At 60.6% G+C, this 20,483-nt stretch carries 20 protein-coding genes and 4 tRNA genes; 6 read left to right on the forward strand and 18 right to left on the reverse strand.

The genetic code is table 11. The features are described 5' to 3' along the window. From VES88_15700 to VES88_15720, 5 genes are all read right to left on the reverse strand, one after another. The coding region (locus VES88_15700; protein ID HYN82933.1) for a GTP-binding protein at positions 1-129 on the reverse strand (129 nt) is incomplete at its 3' end. 40 nt (positions 130-169) lie between these two features. Continuing rightward, positions 170-242, reverse strand: a tRNA-Thr gene (locus VES88_15705). 15 nt (positions 243-257) lie between these two features. After that, positions 258-330, reverse strand: a tRNA-Gly gene (locus VES88_15710). Positions 331-390: 60 nt separating this feature from the next. Beyond that, positions 391-473, reverse strand: a tRNA-Tyr gene (locus tag VES88_15715). Between the two features lie 70 nt (positions 474-543). Continuing rightward, a tRNA-Thr gene (locus VES88_15720) sits at positions 544-616 on the reverse strand. Between the two features lie 126 nt (positions 617-742). On the opposite strand from VES88_15720, the gene VES88_15725 reads away from it, so the two are divergent. Further along, a complete protein-coding gene (locus VES88_15725; GenBank protein HYN82934.1) occupies positions 743-1,333 on the forward strand; it encodes a hypothetical protein in 591 nt (196 codons plus the stop codon). On the opposite strand, the gene VES88_15730 is transcribed toward VES88_15725, so the two are convergent. After that, a complete protein-coding gene (locus VES88_15730; GenBank protein HYN82935.1) occupies positions 1,309-2,046 on the reverse strand; it encodes an IS1 family transposase in 738 nt (245 codons plus the stop codon). The two genes, VES88_15725 and VES88_15730, sit on opposite strands and share 25 nt — an antisense overlap. 579 nt (positions 2,047-2,625) lie before the next feature. On the opposite strand from VES88_15730, the gene VES88_15735 reads away from it, so the two are divergent. Next, on the forward strand, positions 2,626-3,276 hold the full coding sequence (locus tag VES88_15735; protein HYN82936.1) for a hypothetical protein: 651 nt from the start codon (positions 2,626-2,628) through the stop codon (positions 3,274-3,276). A gap of 434 nt (positions 3,277-3,710) precedes the next feature. On the opposite strand, the gene VES88_15740 is transcribed toward VES88_15735, so the two are convergent. From VES88_15740 to uvrA, 8 genes are all read right to left on the reverse strand, one after another. Beyond that, positions 3,711-4,124 carry a hypothetical protein gene (locus tag VES88_15740; protein ID HYN82937.1) on the reverse strand — a complete coding sequence of 138 codons (414 nt, stop codon included), beginning with the start codon at positions 4,122-4,124 and terminating at the stop codon, positions 3,711-3,713. A gap of 28 nt (positions 4,125-4,152) precedes the next feature. Further along, positions 4,153-5,562, reverse strand: coding sequence for a cysteine--tRNA ligase (cysS, locus tag VES88_15745; protein ID HYN82938.1), 1,410 nt, complete (start codon positions 5,560-5,562; stop codon positions 4,153-4,155). Between the two features lie 116 nt (positions 5,563-5,678). After that, positions 5,679-6,431: an ATP-binding cassette domain-containing protein gene (locus VES88_15750; protein HYN82939.1), complete on the reverse strand. Its 753-nt coding sequence runs from the start codon at positions 6,429-6,431 to the stop codon at positions 5,679-5,681. 139 nt (positions 6,432-6,570) lie between these two features. Continuing rightward, entirely contained in the window at positions 6,571-7,755 is a 1,185-nt protein-coding gene (locus tag VES88_15755) for an AI-2E family transporter (protein HYN82940.1), read from the reverse strand. Positions 7,756-7,775: 20 nt separating this feature from the next. Then, a complete protein-coding gene (locus tag VES88_15760) occupies positions 7,776-8,561 on the reverse strand; it encodes a PspA/IM30 family protein (GenBank protein ID HYN82941.1) in 786 nt (261 codons plus the stop codon). A 76-nt stretch (positions 8,562-8,637) separates the two neighbouring features. Then, positions 8,638-9,522: an L-serine ammonia-lyase, iron-sulfur-dependent, subunit alpha gene (gene sdaAA / locus VES88_15765; GenBank protein HYN82942.1), complete on the reverse strand. Its 885-nt coding sequence runs from the start codon at positions 9,520-9,522 to the stop codon at positions 8,638-8,640. Further along, the gene (gene sdaAB, locus VES88_15770) at positions 9,523-10,200 is read right to left on the reverse strand and encodes an L-serine ammonia-lyase, iron-sulfur-dependent subunit beta (protein HYN82943.1); all 678 of its coding nucleotides are present in this window, start codon (positions 10,198-10,200) and stop codon (positions 9,523-9,525) included. Positions 10,201-10,230: 30 nt separating this feature from the next. Next, on the reverse strand, positions 10,231-13,068 hold the full coding sequence (gene uvrA, locus VES88_15775; GenBank protein HYN82944.1) for an excinuclease ABC subunit UvrA: 2,838 nt from the start codon (positions 13,066-13,068) through the stop codon (positions 10,231-10,233). A 104-nt stretch (positions 13,069-13,172) separates the two neighbouring features. On the opposite strand from uvrA, the gene cutA reads away from it, so the two are divergent. The 4 genes from cutA (at position 13,173) to VES88_15795 (ending at position 16,997) form a co-directional block, all read left to right on the forward strand. Continuing rightward, on the forward strand, positions 13,173-13,508 hold the full coding sequence (gene cutA, locus VES88_15780) for a divalent-cation tolerance protein CutA (GenBank protein ID HYN82945.1): 336 nt from the start codon (positions 13,173-13,175) through the stop codon (positions 13,506-13,508). A gap of 86 nt (positions 13,509-13,594) precedes the next feature. Next, entirely contained in the window at positions 13,595-14,485 is an 891-nt protein-coding gene (locus tag VES88_15785) for a hypothetical protein (protein ID HYN82946.1), read from the forward strand. Positions 14,486-14,551: 66 nt separating this feature from the next. After that, a complete protein-coding gene (locus VES88_15790; protein ID HYN82947.1) occupies positions 14,552-15,310 on the forward strand; it encodes an ABC transporter ATP-binding protein in 759 nt (252 codons plus the stop codon). Further along, positions 15,303-16,997 carry a hypothetical protein gene (locus VES88_15795; GenBank protein HYN82948.1) on the forward strand — a complete coding sequence of 565 codons (1,695 nt, stop codon included), beginning with the start codon at positions 15,303-15,305 and terminating at the stop codon, positions 16,995-16,997. Before VES88_15790 ends, VES88_15795 begins: the two co-directional genes overlap by 8 nt. 37 nt (positions 16,998-17,034) lie before the next feature. On the opposite strand, the gene VES88_15800 is transcribed toward VES88_15795, so the two are convergent. The 4 genes from VES88_15800 to VES88_15815 are packed head-to-tail and all read right to left on the reverse strand — an operon-like array spanning position 17,035 to position 20,457. Further along, positions 17,035-17,382 (reverse strand): hypothetical protein, encoded by a 348-nt coding sequence (locus tag VES88_15800; protein HYN82949.1) that lies wholly within the window; start codon positions 17,380-17,382, stop codon positions 17,035-17,037. Further along, positions 17,379-17,960, reverse strand: coding sequence for a cytochrome c-type biogenesis protein CcmH (locus tag VES88_15805; protein ID HYN82950.1), 582 nt, complete (start codon positions 17,958-17,960; stop codon positions 17,379-17,381). The genes VES88_15800 and VES88_15805 overlap by 4 nt, the downstream gene beginning before the upstream one ends. Continuing rightward, positions 17,960-20,002, reverse strand: coding sequence for a heme lyase CcmF/NrfE family subunit (locus VES88_15810; GenBank protein HYN82951.1), 2,043 nt, complete (start codon positions 20,000-20,002; stop codon positions 17,960-17,962). Before VES88_15810 ends, VES88_15805 begins: the two co-directional genes overlap by 1 nt. Further along, positions 19,999-20,457 (reverse strand): cytochrome c maturation protein CcmE, encoded by a 459-nt coding sequence (locus VES88_15815; protein HYN82952.1) that lies wholly within the window; start codon positions 20,455-20,457, stop codon positions 19,999-20,001. The genes VES88_15810 and VES88_15815 overlap by 4 nt, the downstream gene beginning before the upstream one ends. Positions 20,458-20,483: the final 26 nt, after the last annotated feature.

Genomic DNA, 20,483 nt, shown 5'->3' on the forward strand with positions numbered 1-20,483 from the left:
GTCGGCCATGCCCTTCTTCGACTGGATCAAGGTGATCGCCGCGGTCAGTGTCGTCTTCCCGTGATCGACGTGACCGATCGTCCCGACGTTCACGTGCGGCTTCGTCCGCTGAAATTTCGCTTTTCCCATTCTTTCCTCTAATTGCCTTCGTTACGTGCTTCTACGTCCAAGCTCGCGATCGGGATTGAACCGATGACCTCACCCTTACCAAGGGTGTGCTCTACCGACTGAGCTACGCGAGCGACTGCACTGCCGGAAGCGGGAGACGGGACTCGAACCCGCGACCACAAGCTTGGAAGGCTAGTGCTCTACCAACTGAGCTACTCCCGCGAGAACACCGATCGATAAAGTGAGACAATAAAAAACCCCGCCCCCCGCCGTTGAACGCAATGGTGGGGGAAGGATTCGAACCTTCGTAGGCATAAGCCGGCAGATTTACAGTCTGCTCCCTTTGGCCGCTCGGGCACCCCACCCGATGTCCATCCCAGTCGCTCGCAACGCGTGACCCAGCAAGAGGCAGACCCCATCTATTCGTCTCAGCAGAGCTGACGGCCGGAATCGAACCGGCAACCTGCTGATTACAAATCAGCTGCTCTGCCAATTGAGCTACGTCAGCAAACAGCGATTCTGCGCAAGCCTAGTAATGTAACGGACTTGGAGCACGCCAGTCAACCCGAATTCACTTCCGGTACTGGTACAGTTTGAAGCGGAGATTGTTTGTGCGCCGTAGCTTATCGGCACGATGCGAGACCTCGGCCAATTCCTCCGCGCGCTTTGGGGCCAGTGGAAAGTGTTGTTGACCGGCGGTGGACTAATGGCAATTGTCGCCATCTTCGCTTTTGCCACCGGCAAGGAAATACCTCGACCATGGGGATGGCTAACCCTGGGATTCACGTTTGTAGCGGCCTCCTTTACGGCGTGGCGAAAGGAGCGTAGCGAGAAAACGGCACTTGAAACTGAGTCCAAATCCAGAAAGAGGGTTTCGTTTCTCGTTGAGGAGGTCAGGCCAACTTGGAACGGAGATCGCGCCGACTTCTACGTACAGGCGCTGATCATCAACCCTGGACAGAGTACCATGTCTTTCAAGCGGGAGTGGGTTCTCGATATTCAGGACGCCGCTGGAAAGTCTCTCGAACGGTTGAATGGAGGGGTGCCCATGGGGACTCCTCCAGTTGTCAAAGAGGCCGAGCAACATCCAGTGGGACTCTCGTTTCACGGTATCGAAGGCAGGTTCGACGCCGCATCGTTGGCCGGGGCAACATATGTCGTTAGCGGAGAGGACTTATTGGGCGAGCCGATTACGGCGACCTATAAGAGTTCCACCACTTCTTGAAGCTTCCAAACGTGATCAGTCACACCCGCTGCCATCGCTGGGGTAGTGTGAATCCCACCCGCCGCCTTCGTCAATGTCTCATGCTTCCGGCAGAAATTGTAGTGCATGAAGTAAAGAGCGATGGCGTGAATGTGGTTCTCAATCTTCTTTGAAAATCCGTTCGTGAGTCTCGTGAGACGGCGAATGTTCATCCGCATCGTAAGGTTCTGTCGCTCGGCGTAAGACGTTGAAACGTGCTTCTCGTCAGGGTCGCCCATGATTCTTGTCTTTTCCGTGGCAAGCAATCTTGCCGGACTGTATCGGCGTTGCGGGCCTTCGGGAGCTTCGCCGTAGATTTTAACCAGCATCGCGTAATCAATCATGTTCCACCCGAAGGCACCTTCGACGGCGACCAGATACTGACGCAGTCCGTCAGTCGTGAGTTGAACACGATTCGCGAGGCGCGACGCTAAATCCTCCATGAAGTAATAGCCAGCGTAGGCGTCGCGAGCGCCGACGTGCCAGCAAGGTACGAGCTTCGTGTCGGCGCAGATCGCCGTCCACGTCCAAGCGTCACCTCTGCCCGTTCCAATATCTTCCATGCGGACGCGCTTCTGCTTTTTCTGCACGAAGCTCCACACTTCGTCTGCTTGAATTCTCGTGCAGGGAAGATTCACAAGCTTCTCGCGTTGGTAGTCGAGACACACTTGGCCGACCTCGGCGAGAAGCTTCAAGATGGTAACCTTTGAAGCACCCGTCTGACGCGCAGTCGCATTGATTGACGCACCCTCACAGAGGGCGGCGAGAATTTGGACGCGGCGTTCGGTTGGTAGGCGATTCATAAGTACCAAGTGATTGAAACTGTACTAATAATGCTTGTTTTATAGGGCATTGTCAAGCAATATTTAGGCGAATATTTAAGGAGTGAGTGCCCTAGGCCAACGGTTTTATAGGGCAGACAGAGGAACAAGATATATTTGTCTGTCTCATTATGGTGAGGCGGTAGAGCGAATCCCGACGGCGGGCTTGTTCCGGTTGGGAATAACGCCGCTCTTGCCGACTGCCTTACCCGGTGCTATTAGTTAAGGCAGACAAACGAACAGCGGTGGCTCTGGGGGTTAGTACCTTGGGGAAGGTCCCGGAGCCACCGCCGAGAGGAGGTGGTGATCGTGAAACTGTAGCGGCGCCGGGGGGTTCGGGTAGATGTCCGGCCCTCCGGAGAGCCGCGTCCTCTGCTGCCAGTCGGCAGTGTTGTCAACTTAACGATTTTCCTCCTATGAGGCAACGATTTTATGGCCGATCAAACGGATTCAATGACTCAACTCCTGGCGGAGCTGGAGCAGGAGCGGTCGGAGCTGGATTCGACCATTGCCCTCCTGCGTCGGCGTCTCGGGATGAGCGCCACCAGCGAGGGCAACGGCGGCTCTGTGCCATTCGGCGTTAGTCCAATAGTGGGCCGCGATTCTCCGGTGACTGGCCGTGTGAGAAGCGATGAATTCTTCCGCCTCTCCATCGCTGACGCCATTTCGAAGTATCTCGGCATTATGAAGCAGCCTCAGAATCCAATGGCGATAGTCAACGGCCTCAAGGCGGGCGGAGTGCTGACGAATGCCAAGAACTTCTACGCGAACGTCAACACCGAACTGAAGCGGATGCGGGAACGTAACCTCATCGTGAACACCCCGTCCGGGTGGGGTCTCGCCGAATGGTACCCACGGGGAGCGAAGGGCAACGAGCCCGCCACTCCGAAGAAGAAGAAGTCTAAGAAAACCGCGAAGAAGGCCGCTGGCGCGAAGGCAAAGGCGAAGGCGGGCCATTCGACGAAAACCCCCGCGAAAGGGTCAGGCGGCCCCGGCAAGAGCGAGTGGACGCTATTCGCAGCCGAGCAGATGAAGGCCGGGAAGTCGATGAAGGCAGCTTCCGTGGAGTGGAAGAAGCGGAAGGCGGCGAAGGCGAAGGAGTGAAGGGGCGGTGGCCTCGGTGAGGTTGCTGGCAGGCATGCCGAGGTCATCGTGTGCGGGAAGGTCAAGGCGGCGCATTTCCAGCGACGACGAGACCGACCTGTCGGACTGGGGTGGCATTCCAGCCATCCCGGCCTCCTTCACCTACGCTTGCGTTTCTTACCCCAACGAGCGGCGGCGGCCTTCTTCGCGATCTCCTTTCGCCGACGTGGCGACAAACTAGCGGCCCTGGCATTGCCCCGTCTAGACGCCGGATTCTCTTCGGGCGTCACTTCCTCAATCTCGTGTGTGGCAATCCGGCCAATATGGACGGCGAGTTGATTCAGATCGCGAGGACGTTTCGGTTTTGCCATACCGCAATCTAGCGACGGACGCCAGCCCCTCCTATTTCAAACTGTACCAGTACCTCACTTCCGGCACTGGTACAAACTGTACCACTACCTCACTTCCGCCAATGCCCTCCGGCGTTCATCCATGTGGATCAGGGCGACGACCGCCAAAGCTGCCGCAAATGGCATTATGAAAACCCCAATCGAAAAGCCGCTCAGAAACGAGAAGACGCCAAGGGCGGCAGCTGCGAGTCCTTCGATCGTCGCCCGCCAGCGAGTCGGGTACACCACAATCGCTACGAGACTCAGATGCAATTGCAGAACAGCGAGCGGAAGCACGTACGGATTCCAAATCACTAATGCGTTGCGAATCATGAAAAGCGCCGTGGCCAAGCAGATGATGGCAACTACGAGAGCAACTCTTGCCCAGGGTCGATCCTGAACTCTTGGCCGATCACTGCTGATTTGCCCTGCAACGCGAAACGCCGCACCGAGCCCGCCCACAACGGCAAGAATGCACATCGTCACGCCCATGACGCTGGCCCCCCGATCAGCTCAGCTTCTTCCAGCTCGTCCCTGACGGACCATCCTTGATCTCGATACCGGCGGCAACGAGCTCGTCACGAATCCGGTCTGCCTTGGCAAAATCGCGCTCGGCCCTCGCCTTCTTCCTCTCAGCGAGCTTCCCCTCGACGAACTTCCGAAGCTCCGGGTCTTCCGCACCTGCCGGAACGATGTCGAGCACCCCGTTGATTACAGCGAACGCTTTTCGCGCTCGCTCGAGCGCTGCCTTGTCGCTTCCACGCTTGTCGAGCTCCGCGTTCGCGCCGCGAATGAAACGAAACAGAGCGCCGAGAGCCTCCGGCGCATTGAGATCGTCGAAGAACGCATTCCGAGCTTCATTCTCTGCACTCTCCGCCAGCGCCGCGAGCTCGGGCGTTCCCGCTTCCCCGCTCTCGAGTCTCTCGACAAAATCGCCGACACGACGCACGCCTTCTACAGACGCCTCGAGGGCCTCGGGCGAAAGGTTGAGCTGCTTCCGGTAGTGCGTCGAAAAAACGAAATGACGGAACGCGGCAGGCGACACGGTCTGCTCGCGCAGATCATTCACCGTCGCGACGTTGCCGACACGCTTCGCCATCTTGCTGCCTTCGGTGAGAAGGAACTCGCCATGACACCAGAAGCGCGAGAACGGCTCCCCTGTCGCGCCTTCGGATTGCGCGATCTCATCCTCGTGGTGAGGAAACACTAGGTCGACTCCACCGCAGTGGATGTCCATAGTGTGACCGAAGTACTTCATTGCCATCGCAGAGCACTCGAGATGCCAGCCGGGCCGGCCGCGACCCCATGGTGAATCCCACGCGGCACCGGCCTTCTCGTCCTCCGGCTTCGCGGCTTTCCACAGGGCGAAGTCCTGCACGTTTTCCTTCGTGTAATCGTCCTGCGCGACCCGCGCTCCCGCCTTGATCTCCCGGGTATCCAGTCGCGACAGCTTTCCATAGCCCTCGAATCTGCCGATCGCGTAATAGACCGACCCATCCTCCGCCTGATACGCGAGCTCTCGCTCGATGAGCTTGCCAACCAGATCGATCATCTCCGGGAGGTGTTCCGTCGCGCGTGGATACTTCTCCGCCTTCTCGATGCGCAGGAATTCGCGGTCGGCGTGGAACATCGCCATCACCGGCTCGGTGACTTCAGCGATCGTCAGACCGCGCTCACTCGCCCGCTTGATGATCTTGTCGTCAACGTCGGTGATGTTCATCACCTGCTCCACGTCCCACCCGCGGAGCCGAATGATGCGCCGGAGCAAATCCTCGAACAGAAAGGTCCGGAAATTTCCCAGGTGGGCGGGGTTGTAGACCGTGGGGCCGCAGGTGTACATGCATACCGTGTCCATATCGACGGGCTCGAACGGATCGACGCTGCGGGTGAGCGTGTTGTAGAGGCGGAATTCGGCCATTGCGCGGAAGGTAGGCAGAAGGCCCCCTTACCCGCTACCCGCTACCCGTACCTGTTGGCCGTTACCGGTTCGCCGTTACCTGCTTGCTGTTACCCGTCGGCCGTTGCCCGATCAGCTCAGTGCACCCGCTCGGCAATTTGCCGCACGGTCGCCTCGATGTCGGCGAAGGCAATTCTCCCGGCCGATGACCCGTCATTGCATTCGGCGCTGAAGGATGCCGTCACCCGCCCCGCATGCATCACGACAACGCGCGTTGCTGCGCCGACAACCGCATGCGGGTGCCGCGAAGCAATAATCAGTGTCGGGCAATGAGAACGTTCCTCTCCGATCACTTGCCTGACGAGGCTGGATGCACCCTCCAGAGTATCGAGTGTGCCGTCGAGCACGATGACTTTCGGATCCTCAATGATTGCCTGAGCGATGGCGAGCAGCTTGACCTCCGACGCCTCGAGCTCGATCACCGATGTTGCGAGCTTGCCCGCGAGTGAAACACGCTGCGATAACTCTTCAATCGTGCGCCCGGAAGTGAAGCGTTTGTTATCGCGCCGACTGTGCTGACTCAGCACATCACGGACGGTCAGAAATGGATAGTAGGTCGGGACGGCCGGGATGTAGACGAGATTCGGATGGCAACCGCCCCCGGCGAAACGCGTTCCATACCAGTGAATCGAGCCGGAATCAGGACGCAGCAGTCCGGCGGCGCACAGAAGGAGAGTCGTCTTCCCGCAGCCCTTGTCTCCGATTACTGCAACGATCTCGCCCCGCTCCACATCGAGGTCCACGCCACGTAAAGCCTCGCGTCGCTGTGGCGCCTGGCGGTGACCAAAAAGAAAACTCTTGCGAAGCGAGTGAATGGAAAGCGCCGGCATGCGCGGAGATTAGTGCGCCGAGATGCTAGCCGAGCGATCGGAAATACTCGGCGCGCATCGTTTTCCCGCCGCGGCTTCGGGTGGCTAGCGCACAGATCCAGCGGAACACGAGGGCTGGCTCACGCGCGGGACACAAGGTCTACGCGAGCTTCACCACCACCGAGACAGGAGGCACGCCGTTACCGGCTTCCTTGTAGCGGAGTATGTCGTCCACTCGAGACGGCGGGACGAGCACCCCACCGTCCGGCGCAGGGACTCGCAAGACGAACATCCGGTCGCGCGTGCTCTTCCTGAATCCCTTCCCCTCGTAGATGCGGTTGATCAGGATGCGGCGCACGATGACCATGATCGTGGCAAGCGTCGGCACAGCGATAACGAGCCCGAGAGGGCCAAGCAACTTCCCGATCACCAGCACGGACATGATCGTGAGAACCGGAGGCAGCTCGATCTTCTGCGACATCACCAGCGGCGCGACGAGATTGCCCTCGATCAGATGCACCACCACTCCGAGGGCGATGACCCAGAGTGCATGAGTTCCGCCGCCTGGGCCACTCAACACGAAGAGAGCGGGGATGGTCGTGGAGAGGAGCGTCCCGAAGAACGGAATGATCGCCACGAGGCCGGTGAAGATTCCGAAGGTCAGCGCGTACGGCACGTCGAGCAGGTAGAGGCCGATTGCGGTAAGCGCGGCGAGCACCGCCATTGCCGTGAGCTGAGCGACGATGTACGAGCGGAGCGTGTCGGCGAGGTCACGCAGCACGTCGCGCACAAGGTCGCGATGAACGGGCGGGAACAGCGCAATGAGCCACTCGCGGTACACTCCGGGGTGAAGCGCGAGGTAGATGCTCATGACCATCACAGCGAAGATGTCGATGAAGACGTGCACCAGCGAAAAGACCTTCGGCGCGAGGTTGCCGGCCGTCGCGGACAATCGCTCGTAGATCGCGTACAGCGCCTGGTGTTCCCCGGGAGTCCACACGCCTCTGAGGGCCGGGAATCGCGCGGCGAACCGGTCGATGCCTTGCTCCCATGCCGTGATGTAGGCTGGCAGTACAGCGAGCAGCGAGCGCGTTTGCTCCATCACCGGCGGCACGAGAAGCGCGATGAGGCCAACCAGAGCGACGACCGTCCCGACTACCGCGAGGAAGAATGCCAGCCGCTCGGGAACTCTTCCCCGGGTGCGCAGAAAATCGGTTACTGCACCGAGGTAGAGCGACAGGATTACAGCGATGAAAAGAAGGATGAAGACACCGGACGTCGACCCCACCATCCAGAGAAGCAGGATGGTGAGGATCACCGTCGTCAGCATCGGCGCGAGTTTCATTCGCGCCGTTTTTTCATCGCTCAAGTGGTTGTTTTCTCGTCCGGAATCTCTTCTGCTTCCGGAATCTCCTCTTCTTCAGGTGTACCGGTGCCCAGCTGCCTCGTATTGTCGGGCGCCGGCGCTGCAATGAGACCCATCTTCTGCTTGAGTGCCAGGAGCTGCGCATCGGCTGTCGCGTTCCCGGCGCTCGACTCGAGCTGCTTGAAGTCATGCGCGAGGCGATCGCCGCTGAACTCGCCCTCGATCTCCGCGTGAGCGCGGATCTGCCGCTCGTTCTGATCGATCTTCTCTTCCATCCGCGCAAAGGCCTCGAAAGCGGATTTCTCGGAGATCGACGACATCGTCTCGGAAATTCTCTTCTGCGCCTCGGCGCGACGCTGCTTGGCGATGAGGAGATTCTTCTTGCGGTTCGCTTCCTCGATGTTGTCGTTGAGGCCGCGCAGCGATTCCTTGAGACGGTCGGTTTCCTGTTTGTGCGCTTCCCAGGTAAGCTGCATCTGCTGTCCGCGTGACACGTGCTCGCCGCGGCGCATAAGCGCCTGCTTGGCGAGATCGTCGCGATTCTCCTTCACTGCGAGCATCGCGCGATGCTCCCATTCCTCCGCCTCACGAAGCTCGGCAGCCGTCTGGTCCTGAAGGCGCTTCTCATCGGCGATGGCGGCGGCGACCTGCTGCTTCGCTTTCACCAGCTGCGAGCGCATGTCGATGATGATCTGATTCAACATCTTCTCAGGCTGTTCCGCCTGAGCGATCAGGTCATTGACATTGGAGCGAAAGAGACGGGCTAAACGGTCGAAGATGCTCATTTTTTATGTGTGCCTCGAAGTGGCCATCGCCCGCGAAGATACAGAATTCGACAGGCGATAACCAGTTATAGGGTTGCTACTCGGGCGACCGTCGAATCTGGTAAAGCCGCTCCTTCGCCAATCGCCTTCCCGTGGGCGTTGCCGCGAGGCCGCCGCCGGCGGTTTCGCGGTAACGCACGTCCATCTCCCGGCCAATCTCGCCCATCACGTCGATCACCTCGTCCACCGGGATGGCAAAGGTGATCCCCGCCATCGCCATTTCGATCCCAGCCAGCGCGATTGCCGAGCCCGTTGCATTGCGAAAAACGCACGGGAGCTCGACAAGTCCACCCAACGGATCGCAGACCAGCCCCAGCATTCCCTGCATCGTCAAAGCTACCGCGTGTCCCACCTGTCCTGGAGCGCCTCCCAGCATCTCGGTCGCGGCACCCGCGGCCATAGCGGCCGCCGCGCCGGTTTCTGCCTGACAACCGCCCTCCGCGCCGGAAAGCGACGCCCTTTCGGCGATCACCGCTCCGATCAGCCCGGCGGTCGCCAGTCCATCCACCAGCTTTTCCTCGGAAACCGATTTTGCTTTTGCCAGCCCCGTCATCACCGCGGGAAGAATTCCGGCTCCTCCAGCCGTCGGTGCCGCGACGATGACACCCATTGCAGCATTGACTTCCTGAACCGCAAGCGCGCGGGAAAGGATGTCACGAAACGGTGTATCCGCGAGCGGACCCGGCGGTCCCATCCTGAGCTTCGCCGCATCTCCTCCCACGAGACCCGACGCGGATCGCAGATCGCCGGTCAGGCCATCGCCAATCGCACTCCGCATCACTACCAGTGCCCGTGCAAGTACTGCCCTGATCTCCTCGGCCGGTCTTCCCTGATCTCTTGCTTCCTGGTCGATCGCGACCTGAGCCAGCGTCTGCTCGCGAGCTTCGGCATCGCGAATCGCGTCAGCAAGCGCGCGGTACATTCAGCCGCCGCCGCCGCTCACACGGTCGAGCCGGCGAGCCCACCGTACCCAGTCCAGCCCGCGAATCTCGTCACGCAGCGCGTCACCCGGCGATTCGTCGCACTCGATCACCATGAATGCGTCGCCGCCCCGCTCTTTTCGCGTCAATCGCAGAGTGGCGATGTTGATGTCGTGGTCCGCCAGAATACCGGTGATTCTGGCGATCGATCCCTTCCTGTCTTCAGCTACGAGAACGATGGTGTGGAAGTTTCCGGTCACTTCCACGGGGTAGCCGTCAACCTCCGTTACGAGGACGCGACCGGCGCCAAGTGACGACCCCATCATCGTCGCCGTCAGATCGCCCAGCTCCATCTGCATTCGAACTGTATTGGGATGGACGGCGTCGCCGATGCTCGTTTTTTCGAACCGGTAATCGAGACCTTCACGCTCTGCGATCTGAAGGGCCTCGCGAATTCTTTCGTCATCCGGCCGGAATCCCAGAAGTCCAGCGACAAGTGCCTTGTCGGTGCCATGTCCTTCGCCGGTCCGGGCAAAGGACCCATGCAGCTCGAGCACCGCCCTGTGGGGGGTGCCGCCGACGAGCCCGCGGCCGAGCAGACCGAGCCGGCAGGCGCCCGCGGTGTGCGAGGACGAGGGACCAACCATTACTGGTCCGATGATGTCCAGCAGAGAGACCATGAGTGGGCGCTTCTCCTTTGGCCGCGCTTGCTAGCCGGCCTTTCTGCGCGCGCGACCCTTCAACAGCTGGCGCAGGAATCGACCGGTGTACGAAGCATTGATGTTTGCAACGGCTTCAGGTGTTCCTGCAGCGACGACGGCACCACCGCGGAACCCGCCCTCGGGTCCGAGGTCGATGATCCAGTCGGCTGTCTTGATGACGTCCATGTTGTGCTCGATGACGAGTACCGTATTGCCGCGATCCACGAGACGGTGAAGCACCTCGAGCAGCATCCTGACATCCTCAAAATGCAGGCCGGTTGTCGGCTCGTCGAGAATGTAGAACGTACGCCCCGTGTCGCGCTTCGAGAGCTCAGTGGCCAGCTTCACGCGTTGGGCTTCACCACCCGATAGCGTCGTGGCACTCTGGCCGAGGTGGATGTAGCCGAGGCCGACGTCGTTGAGCGTGTGGAGCTTCTGATAGATGCGGGGCTGGTTCTCGAAAAACGCCAGCGCGTCCTCGACTGTCAGATCGAGAACATCGGCGATGCTCAATCCGCGGAAGCGCACCTCCATTGTCTCGCGATTGTACCGTTTGCCTTTGCAGACGTCGCAGGGGACGTAAACATCGGGCAGGAAGTGCATCTCGATTTTTACGAGGCCGTCGCCCTCGCACGCTTCGCAGCGGCCTCCCTTCACGTTGAACGAGAAGCGCCCCGGGCCGTACCCGCGGATCTTTGCTTCCGGCATCTCCGCGAATAGCTCGCGGATCGGCGTGAACAGCCCCGTGTACGTTGCGGGATTCGAGCGCGGAGTGCGGCCGATGGGACTCTGGTCGATATCGATGACCTTATCGAGGTGTTGGAGACCGCTGATTCGGTCGTGCTCGCCCGGTATCACGCGCGCCCGATAGAAATGACGCGCAAGTGCGCGATGAAGAATGTCTTCGATCAGCGTGGATTTTCCTGATCCCGAGACTCCGGTGACTGCCACGAACAGGCCGAGAGGAACGTCGACGTCGAGGTTTCTCAGGTTGTGATGCCGCGCGCCTTCGATGCGAACGACTTTCTCCGCATTCATCGGACGACGCTCGGACGGAATAGGAATCGACAGCTCGCCGCGCAGATAACGACCCGTAATCGAAGCGGGATTGCGCGAGACGGCGTCGAAGCTTCCTTCAGCGATGACGACACCGCCGTGCTTGCCGGCGCCGGGGCCCAGATCTATCAGGTGATCGGCTTCGCGCATGGTTTCTTCGTCGTGCTCGACCACGATTACGGTGTTCCCGAGATCGCGAAGCTGGCGGAGTGTGTTGAGGAGCCGGGCGTTGTCCCGCTGATGAAGTCCGATCGAAGGCTCGTCGAGAATGTAGAGAACGCCCACGAGGCGCGAGCCAATCTGCGTAGCGAGGCGGATGCGCTGCGCCTCGCCTCCCGAGAGCGATTCCGCGGAACGTCCGAGCGTGAGATAATCGAGTCCGACGTCGTTGAGGAAACGAAGTCGCTCGCGGATTTCTTTGAGAATGGGGCCGGCGATGTCGGGGTCGAGCCCGGGCTTCCCGTCCTCGCGAACCGCGACTCCCTCGAAGAAACTGAGAGTCGAGGTGATCGGCATCTCGACGATGTCTCCTACATTGCGTCCGGCGACTGTCACTGCGAGCGATTCGGGCTTGAGCCGCCGGCCGCCGCAGGTCGTGCATTCACGCGTCTGCATGAATTCCACAAGGCCCATTCGAACGGAATCGGATTCGGTCTCGTCGTAGCGGCGTTGAATGTTGGAAAGAATTCCCTCCCATTTTCCGGCTGCGACTTTTCCGAAGAATCGCTTTCCGGTCGACCCGCGGAGCAGTATGTCGCGCGTCTCGGTCGAGAGCTGGCCCCACGGCGTGTTGAGATTGAATCCGAACTGCTTTGCCAGCCCCGGAAGAATCACCTTTCGCAGATATCCGTCGGGCTCGCCCCACGGCAGCACGACCCCTTCGAGAATCGAGATGCTCGGGTCGCCGAGTATGAGCTGCTCGCTCACCTCGCGCCTGGTGCCGAGTCCGCCGCAGGCGGCGCACGCGCCGAAGGGCGAGTTGAATGAGAAATGCCTCGGCTCCAGCTCAGGAAGTGAAATGCCGCACACAGGACAGCCGTATCGCTCGGAGAATAGGTGCCGGCTGTTGTCGTCCTGCCGCACGACTTCGATCAGACCTTCGGCGAGCTTGAGCGCGGTGTCGACTGAATCCGCGAGCCGACCGCGGTCCTCGGCCCGCACGACAAGTCGGTCGACGACGACGGAAATGCTGTGGTTGAGCTTCCGGTTGAGCCGCGGAGGATTCGCGATCTCGATCAGATCACCATCGACGTACGCGCGGACGAATCCCTGCTTCCGCGCGCCCTCGAAGAGATCCTTGAACTCGCCTTTGCGGCCGCGGACGAGTGGCGAAAGGATTTCGATCTTCGTTCCAGCGGGCCAGGTGAGAATCGTGTCGGCAATCTGGCCGGCGCTTTGTCTCTCCACGGCTCGGCCGCAATTCGGGCAATGCGGAGTTCCCGCGCGCGCGAAGAGCAGGCGGAGATAATCGTAGATCTCGGTTACGGTACCGACGGTGGAACGTGGATTGTGCCCGGCCGTCTTCTGTTCTATGGAAATCGCGGGCGAGAGACCTTCGATGGAGTCGACGTCGGGCTTCTCCATGAGGCCGAGGAACTGGCGGGCGTACGCAGAGAGGGACTCGACGTAGCGGCGCTGTCCTTCGGCGTAAATGGTGTCGAAAGCCAGTGAGGACTTGCCGGAGCCGGAGAGTCCGGTGATGACGGTGAGGCGATCGCGGGGGATCGTTACGTCGATGTTGCGGAGGTTATGCTCTCGCGCCCCGCGAACGATGAGCGCTTCTTCTGGCATAGCATTCTAAGTTCGCTGGTTGCAGAGGCGGATACAAGTCACGCCACTAGGGCATGTGGGCGATGTCAGTATTATCTTGTCGCAACTCTACTCAGGGCTTCACGTTGGCTCATACGGATGCTGTTGTTGTTCTAACGACGATCGCCACGAACGAAGAAGCGGTAACGTTGATCCGCGAGCTTCTCGATCGCAGGCTCATCGCGTGCGGCACCGTCTTGCCGCAATCGCGCTCGATTTACCGGTGGGAAGGTAAAATCGCGGATGAGACTGAAGCGGTGCTTCTGCTGAAGACCCGCTCGGGCTGCGTCGAGGGATTGAGACGCGCGTTCAGCGAGCTTCATCCGTACAAAGTCCCCGAGCTTCTTGCCATTCCGGTTACCGGCGGGCTCGAGCGCTATCTCGGCTGGATCAACAGCGAAACCAGTCTCACAATAGCCTGATTCGGACCCCGCGTGACGCCGGGTACCAACAATGCGTCGGTTTCCGTTACGGTGCTTCGCATATCCTGGCCGCCCTTCCCTCAACAATGACGCGACGAACCATCGCCCTCGGCATACTCGGACTATGGGTCGTCGGCCTCGCCCTTCTATATAGAAGGAGCACCTTCCGGTCGCCCGAGCAATCGCTGGCCGAAGCGGGTATGAAAGTGTCACCCGCGACCTACTACTACCGACTCGAGCAGAACAACCAGCAGATTGGCGCGGCGTCGTCGGCGCTCGACACCACCACTGCCCTGCTCGTCGCGACCGATTACGTGCGCGCAGTGGTTCCAGTCGCAAACGACACCCTCCAGATGCAGGCCCGATCGGTAGCGCGCTTCTCGCGCGCGTTGTCGATGAAGGATTTCATTCTCAAGGCCGAAGGCGATCTGAGTCCGTTTCTCCTCCGCGGCGTAATTCAGGGAGATGGCACGGCACGTAGACTTCAGCTGACCACGGAGACTCCGAAGAAACACGCGACCACGGAGGAGTACGACGTAGCCGGCCTGCTGTTCTTCCCGACTGTCGCCCCAATCCCATTGATGCTGGGCACGCCGCGAAAACCAGGAGCGTCGATGCCGATTGGGATGTTCGATCCTCTGACGCGCAGTGTCAGAAACGTCAACCTGCGAATCCAGAAGGATTCACTGTTTACGCTTACTGACAGCGCATCGCTCGATTCCGCGACCGGGCGGTGGGTGAAAGCGCACGAGGACACGGTGCGCGGCTGGCTTATCAGCGGCGACGTCCCGACGATCACCGCATGGGTAGATTCGGAAGGACGTATGCTCGCAGGGAGCGAGCCGGGAGGGATCTCACTCATCCGCACGACGTTCGAGATCGCCTTCGACAACTGGAGACTCGACAGAGCATCAACACGCGAAGGAGCTTCTGCGAAACTCGACTCGGCATCAGTCCCTCGAGCTCGCCGAAAGTAATCGTTAGTCCGGAGTCCGCGGTCCTCTTTACCAACCACGTCCAACGGTCGTCCTTTGGGAGACCCCATGATCGAACTAACCGGACTCACCAAGCGCTACGGATCGTTCACTGCCGTGGACGCCATAGATCTCCACGTGCCGAAAGGCGAGCTGTTCGGCTTTCTCGGTCCGAACGGTGCCGGCAAAACGACGACGCTTCGCATGATCGCCGGAATTCTTCGGCCGACCGCGGGCACCGTTCGCATCAGCGGCATCGACGTCGCAGCCGATCCCACCACGGCCAAGAGCATCCTCGGATTCATTCCGGATCGCCCATTCATTTACGAAAAGCTCACTGGCATCGAGTTTCTGCGTTTCGTCGCCGGCCTGTACAGTCAGAACGGCAAGGACATCGAGCACCGGAGCAGCGAGCTGCTTGCGCTGTTCGACCTCGAAGAGTGGCGGGATGAGCTCGTGGAGAGCTACAGCCACGGCATGCGTCAGAAGCTCATCATCTCCAGCGCGTTCGTTCACAAACCCGACGTCATCGTCGTCGACGAGCCCATGGTTGGACTCGATCCGAAAGCGGCGCGGATTCTCAAGGACCTGTTCCGCGAATACGTGAGGCGGGGTCACACCATCATGATGTCGACGCACACTCTCGAGGTCGCGGAGACGATGTGCGATCGGATCGCGATCATCCAGGCGGGAAAAATCCGCGCGCTCGGAACGATGGACGACCTCCGTGCGGCGTCCACGCAGGGAGATGGAGGGCTCGAGGGTATCTTCCTCCGACTCACGGGAGAAAACGCCGCCCGCGAGTTCGTGGACGTTCTCGATGCCTGAGGCTTTGAAGTCACCGAGCTTCCTTCACCTGCTCTCCCCCAAGTGGCAGAGCATGCGGGCGAGGGCGACGAAGAAAACTGACGGTTCAACCGGGCGGGCATTACTCCTCGGCGTGCTCACCGTGATTTTCTGGGCGCTCATCTTTGCGGTGATCTTCAGACTGCTCAACTACTTCAAGGGCGTTCCCGAGATCGGCCCCCTGCTCGCCGGCAAACTCCTCGGGCTGGTGCTCGTAAGCTTCTTTGGCATGCTTCTCCTGTCGAACATCATCGCCTCGCTCTCGACTTTTTTTCTGGCGAAGGATCTCGACCTGCTCGTCTCCGCTCCGGTGGACTGGCTTCGCCTTTATCTCGCCAAGCTGACGGAGACGTGCGTCTTCTCGAGCTGGATGGTGATCCTTCTCGCCGTACCGATGTTCGTGGCGTACGGCATAGCGTACGACGGTGGCCCGATGTTTATCCTCGTGGTTATTGCCGCATTTGTGCCGTTTCTGATTCTGCCGACTGTTGTCGGATCGGCCATTACGCTACTGCTCGTGAACGCGTTTCCGGCGCGCCGCACACGCGACATTCTGACGGTGATCGGGCTGCTCGCGGCCGGCGGCCTGGTGCTGCTCTTCCGGCTGATGCGCCCGGAGCAGCTCGCGCGTCCCGAAGGATTCAGGTCGCTGATCGAATTCATCGCTGTCCTGAAGACGCCGACGTCTGCGTGGCTGCCCAGCGAATGGGTTCAGGCAGGGCTGATGAGCTGGCTCACTCGTGAGCCCGATTTTCTTCCCTTCTATCTCCTTACCTCGACCTCCGCGGCGTTCCTGATACTCGGCGCAGTGCTGCACCGGCAGTTCTACGTGAACGGGTTCACCAAAGCGCAGGAAAGTGCAGAACGCTGGGCGAAGGAACGAACATCGGACAGCATCTTCAGGCGTCTGCTCGGTCCACTCGGAATCGTGAAGCGCGAGCTGGTCCTCAAGGAAGTGCGGCTTTTCTTCCGCGACACAACGCAGTGGTCGCAGCTCATTCTCCTAGCCGTGCTCGTCGTCGTCTACGTGATCAACATCAAGCTGCTGCCGTCGCGTGGGCAGGGAGTGACATTTTTCGTCGCGAACCTGATTCCATTCCTGAATCTCGTTCTCGCCGGATTCGTTCTGGCATCCATCGCCGCGCGTTTCATCTTCCCTGGAATCAGCCTCGAGGGACGTACGATGTGGCTGCTGCGATCCAGTCCGCTGGCGATGCGCGAGCTCCTCTGGTCGAAGTTCTGGGTAGGTACGATTCCGCTGCTGGTGATGGCGGTCTCGCTCGTCACGGTGACGGGATTCCTGATGCACGTGAGCGATTTCATAATGATCGTGTCGATCTTCACGATCACGATGATGACGTTCGGGATCGCGGGTCTCGCTGTGGGCTTCGGCACGATGTACCCCCGCTTCGAGACCGAGAACGCGGCGCAGATCCCCACCTCGTTCGGGGGCCTGCTCTTCATGATGGCGGCCATCGTGATGATAGGGACCGTCATCACCCTCGAGGCGCGGCCGGTATTCAGCTATCTCGCGTCACGCGCATTTGGAGCGCCGACTGATCCGATGGAGATGGTGATCGGCTTCGGCGTGGCGGGAATTGTCTGTGTCGTCGCTACGCTGATTCCAATTCGTATAGCACTCCGCCGCTTGGAAGCACTCGAGGTTTAAGGCGACCGTACGCCTGCACATTTCGAGGGTCGTGATTCTACGCCGCCAGGCGCGCCCCACAATTCGAGCAATACCGCGCATCGCTCTCCGGCCGTGGACCGCATGTAATGCACACCGGGCCTCCTCCCCCCCTCATCGCCGTTACCGCCCGGTGTGTGTACGTCTCCTTGAGCGCCGCATAATCAGCGTCGGACAATTTTCCCGTTTCGCGATCGAACTCGATTTCCCGCAGCGCATCGAGCGCCGGATTGCGGTCGGTCTCGCCGTCACCGTTCTGGCGATCAGGCGTCGGCGACGCAACTGGCGGACTACTCGTGAACAGTGGATAGAGCACGAATGACAGCGCGCCAAGCGCGAGCAGTGTCCCGAGAAGCAGGGCGGTCAACTGTCATTCCTAAGCGCGGCATCGATCGCGTCTCGTTCCGCCGGCGTGGCATCGCTCGGCACGGTCGCTGCCGCGTGCTTCAGCGCCGCGCGTGCACCCCAGCGCCGAATCAGCGTGTACAGCACTATCGCCCCCGCTGCGATGACCACCGACGGAGTCAGGTAGCCGAGCCAGTTGAATCCCGCCTTGACCGGTGACATCAGGACGCGCTCGCCATACACGTCCTGAAACGCGCGGAGTATCTCGGCTGCGCTGTATCCTCCGGACACGAGCGACATGACATCCGAGTGCATCCGCGGAGAGACGCTGCAGGAGAAGTCCGTTGTCCGGCACGTGTATACGTCGAGCGGACATCCGCACTGGCACTTGATCTGGTGCTCGAGATCGTCGCGCTGAGCCACCGACATCGACGCGGCGGCGTTTGGTTTTGCCGCGAGCTTCGCGGGTTGATACGCATCCTGCTGCATCGGGCCGGAGAATGTCTGCGTCACCTGCTGCGATTTGGCAGCGGCAGCTCTCGCCGAGATGATGCCGATGCCCGACGTTAGAGCGACGAGAAATTCCCGCCGGCTCGGCATCAGGCTCCTACCAGCTCGCGCTCAGGCTCCGGAGAGAGACCGGGCTCCATTCTCGCGGCGTACCCGCCCTGCACTCCGCGACGGCGCGCCTGCGGCCACATCACGATCAGCCCGCCGATCACCATCAGAATCCCGCCCAGCCACACCCAGCGCACAAGTGGATTGAACGTGACGCGGAGCTCGGCACTCTCGTCGCCGCGCACGCCGGCGAGAACGATGTAGACGTCTTCCCTGAAGGAGCCTCTGATCCCGACCTCTGTCGAAGGCTCAAAGGTCGGTGTGCCGCGGCTGTCGACATGCTGCCGCTTCTCGCTCGTCATCACACCTGCGGGTTTCCCATCGCGACTGACATCCAGAGCGATCGCCGTCACCTCGCGGTTGAGCACGTTGTACGTCGAGACCCCCTGGCTGACGAAGCGCCAGCGCTGGCCCCACGGATCCGTCAGCTCGTGCGCCTCACCTGCCTTGAACGTGAGATCGTGTTCCGTCTTGAAGGCGAGTCCCGCGAACGCCGCAAAGATGACCACGATTCCCATGTGCACGATGTAGCCGCCGTAACGTCGCCGATTGCGCGCGACCAGCCGATTGAATGCGGTGAGTACTCCCTCGCGGTACATCCTGCGCCGAGCTCCGACTCCCTTGTAGAACTCCTGCGTCAGCGTCATCGCCACGAAGGCGGCAAACGAGTACGCGATGATAGCAGCGACGTCGCGCATGCCAAGGATCAGCAGAATGAAGGGCGTTGTGATTCCGGCAAGGATGGGTGCGGCGAACTGGCGCTGGAGATTCGATACCGAGGCGCGCCGCCAGGCGATAAGCGGTCCAATTCCCGTAAGAAGCAGCAGCAGCAACCCAAGTGGAATGTTTACGGCATTGAAGAACGGTGGACCCACCGTGATCTTCTCGCCGCGCACTGCTTCGGTGATGATCGGGAAGATCGTTCCCCACAGCACGGAGAACGCAATCCCCACAAGAATGAGATTGTTGTAGAGAAACGCAGCTTCGCGGCTCACCATGCTCTCGAGCTCGGCCTCGGCCTCCATGTCCTTGAGCCGAGTGGTCACCAGATAAGCGCTGGCGACTATGCCCAGCAGGAGGAAGCCGGCGAACCAGTTGCCGACGGGCGATTGCGCAAACGAGTGCACGCTCGAGATGATGCCGCTGCGCGTGATGAAAGTGCCGAAGATCGAGAGCAGGAACGTCGAGACAACCAGCGTGACGTTCCACTTTCGCAGCATGCCGCGCTTCTCCTGCACCATGATCGAGTGCAGGAACGCGGTGTTCACGAGCCACGGCAGGAGCGAAGCGTTCTCGACAGGGTCCCACGCCCAGTAGCCGCCCCATCCCAGCTCCACATAGGCCCACCACATCCCGAGCAGGATGCCGGTCGTGTTGAAGAACCAGGCAACCAGAGCCCATCGCCGCACCGCCGCGAGCCATTCAGTGTCGAGGCGGCGCGTGATCAGTGCAGCGATCGCAAAGGCAAAGGGAATCGTCGTGCCGACATAGCCCAGGTAGAGATTCGGCGGGTGAATCGCCATTCCCGGATTCTGCAGCTGTGGATTCATTCCGCGTCCATCGGGTGGAATCCAATCGAGCCTCTCGTACGGATTGGCGCCGAAGCACATTGTCGCCAGAAAAAAGATCAGGACGAGTGCGAGCGTGCCGGACACGTACGGCATGAGAGTGCGATTGCGCGTTTTGTTTGTATAGATCGCAAGCGCGGAGTAAATCGCGAGGATCAGGCACCAGAACAGGAGCGATCCCGCCTGCCCCGCCCAGAAGGCCGTGAAGAGATACGCCTTGGGGAGATTTGCGCTGGTGAACGACGCGACATACTTGATCGAGAAGTCGTGCGCGAAGAGCGCCGTCCAGAGCCCGAGCGACGCGAGCACGACCATCGCCAGCGTCGCGTAAATCGCCCGCTCTCCACTCGCGACGAGGTCGCGCCGAGCGAGTGCGCCGCCCGCGAATGACACCGTTGCCGCCCAGGCCGCCATGAGGAGGGCGACCCAGAGCGACAGCTCACCAACGAGAATCACGCCCGCTTTTCCGCCGCTCTATAACCCGGCGTTGACTTGTATTTGTCCTCGCCCTTTTCAGGGGCGTTTTCGTAGCGGGACGCGCACTTGGCGAGGAGCGTCGTCGCGCGGAAGGTCCCATCGCGCCCGAGACGGCCCTCCACGACTACGTCCACGCCGTCGGTGAACGTATCCGGCGTGATGCCGCGATAGATGACGTTGTACGACTTCGCACCGTCGGTCATCAGGAATGCGACCTCGCGCCCGCCGGGCTGCCGCACAATCGAGCCGGGCACCACACGTGCGCCCACTTTCACGCCCGTGTTGAAAAACGTCGGATCGGAGACCGTTTTCGCGGAGAGCTCTGCGGGCGTCAGATAATAGACGGCCGTATCACGGATCGAGCTGGCCATCAGGTAGCCGGCAGTGCCGAGGACGAGGAGTCCTCCACCGAGGAACTTCGTGCGCGCTTTCACGAAGTGAATATAGCCTTGGGGCTAAT

It is taken from the genome of Gemmatimonadaceae bacterium (genome assembly GCA_035633115.1).
Taxonomy (GTDB): domain Bacteria; phylum Gemmatimonadota; class Gemmatimonadetes; order Gemmatimonadales; family Gemmatimonadaceae; genus UBA4720.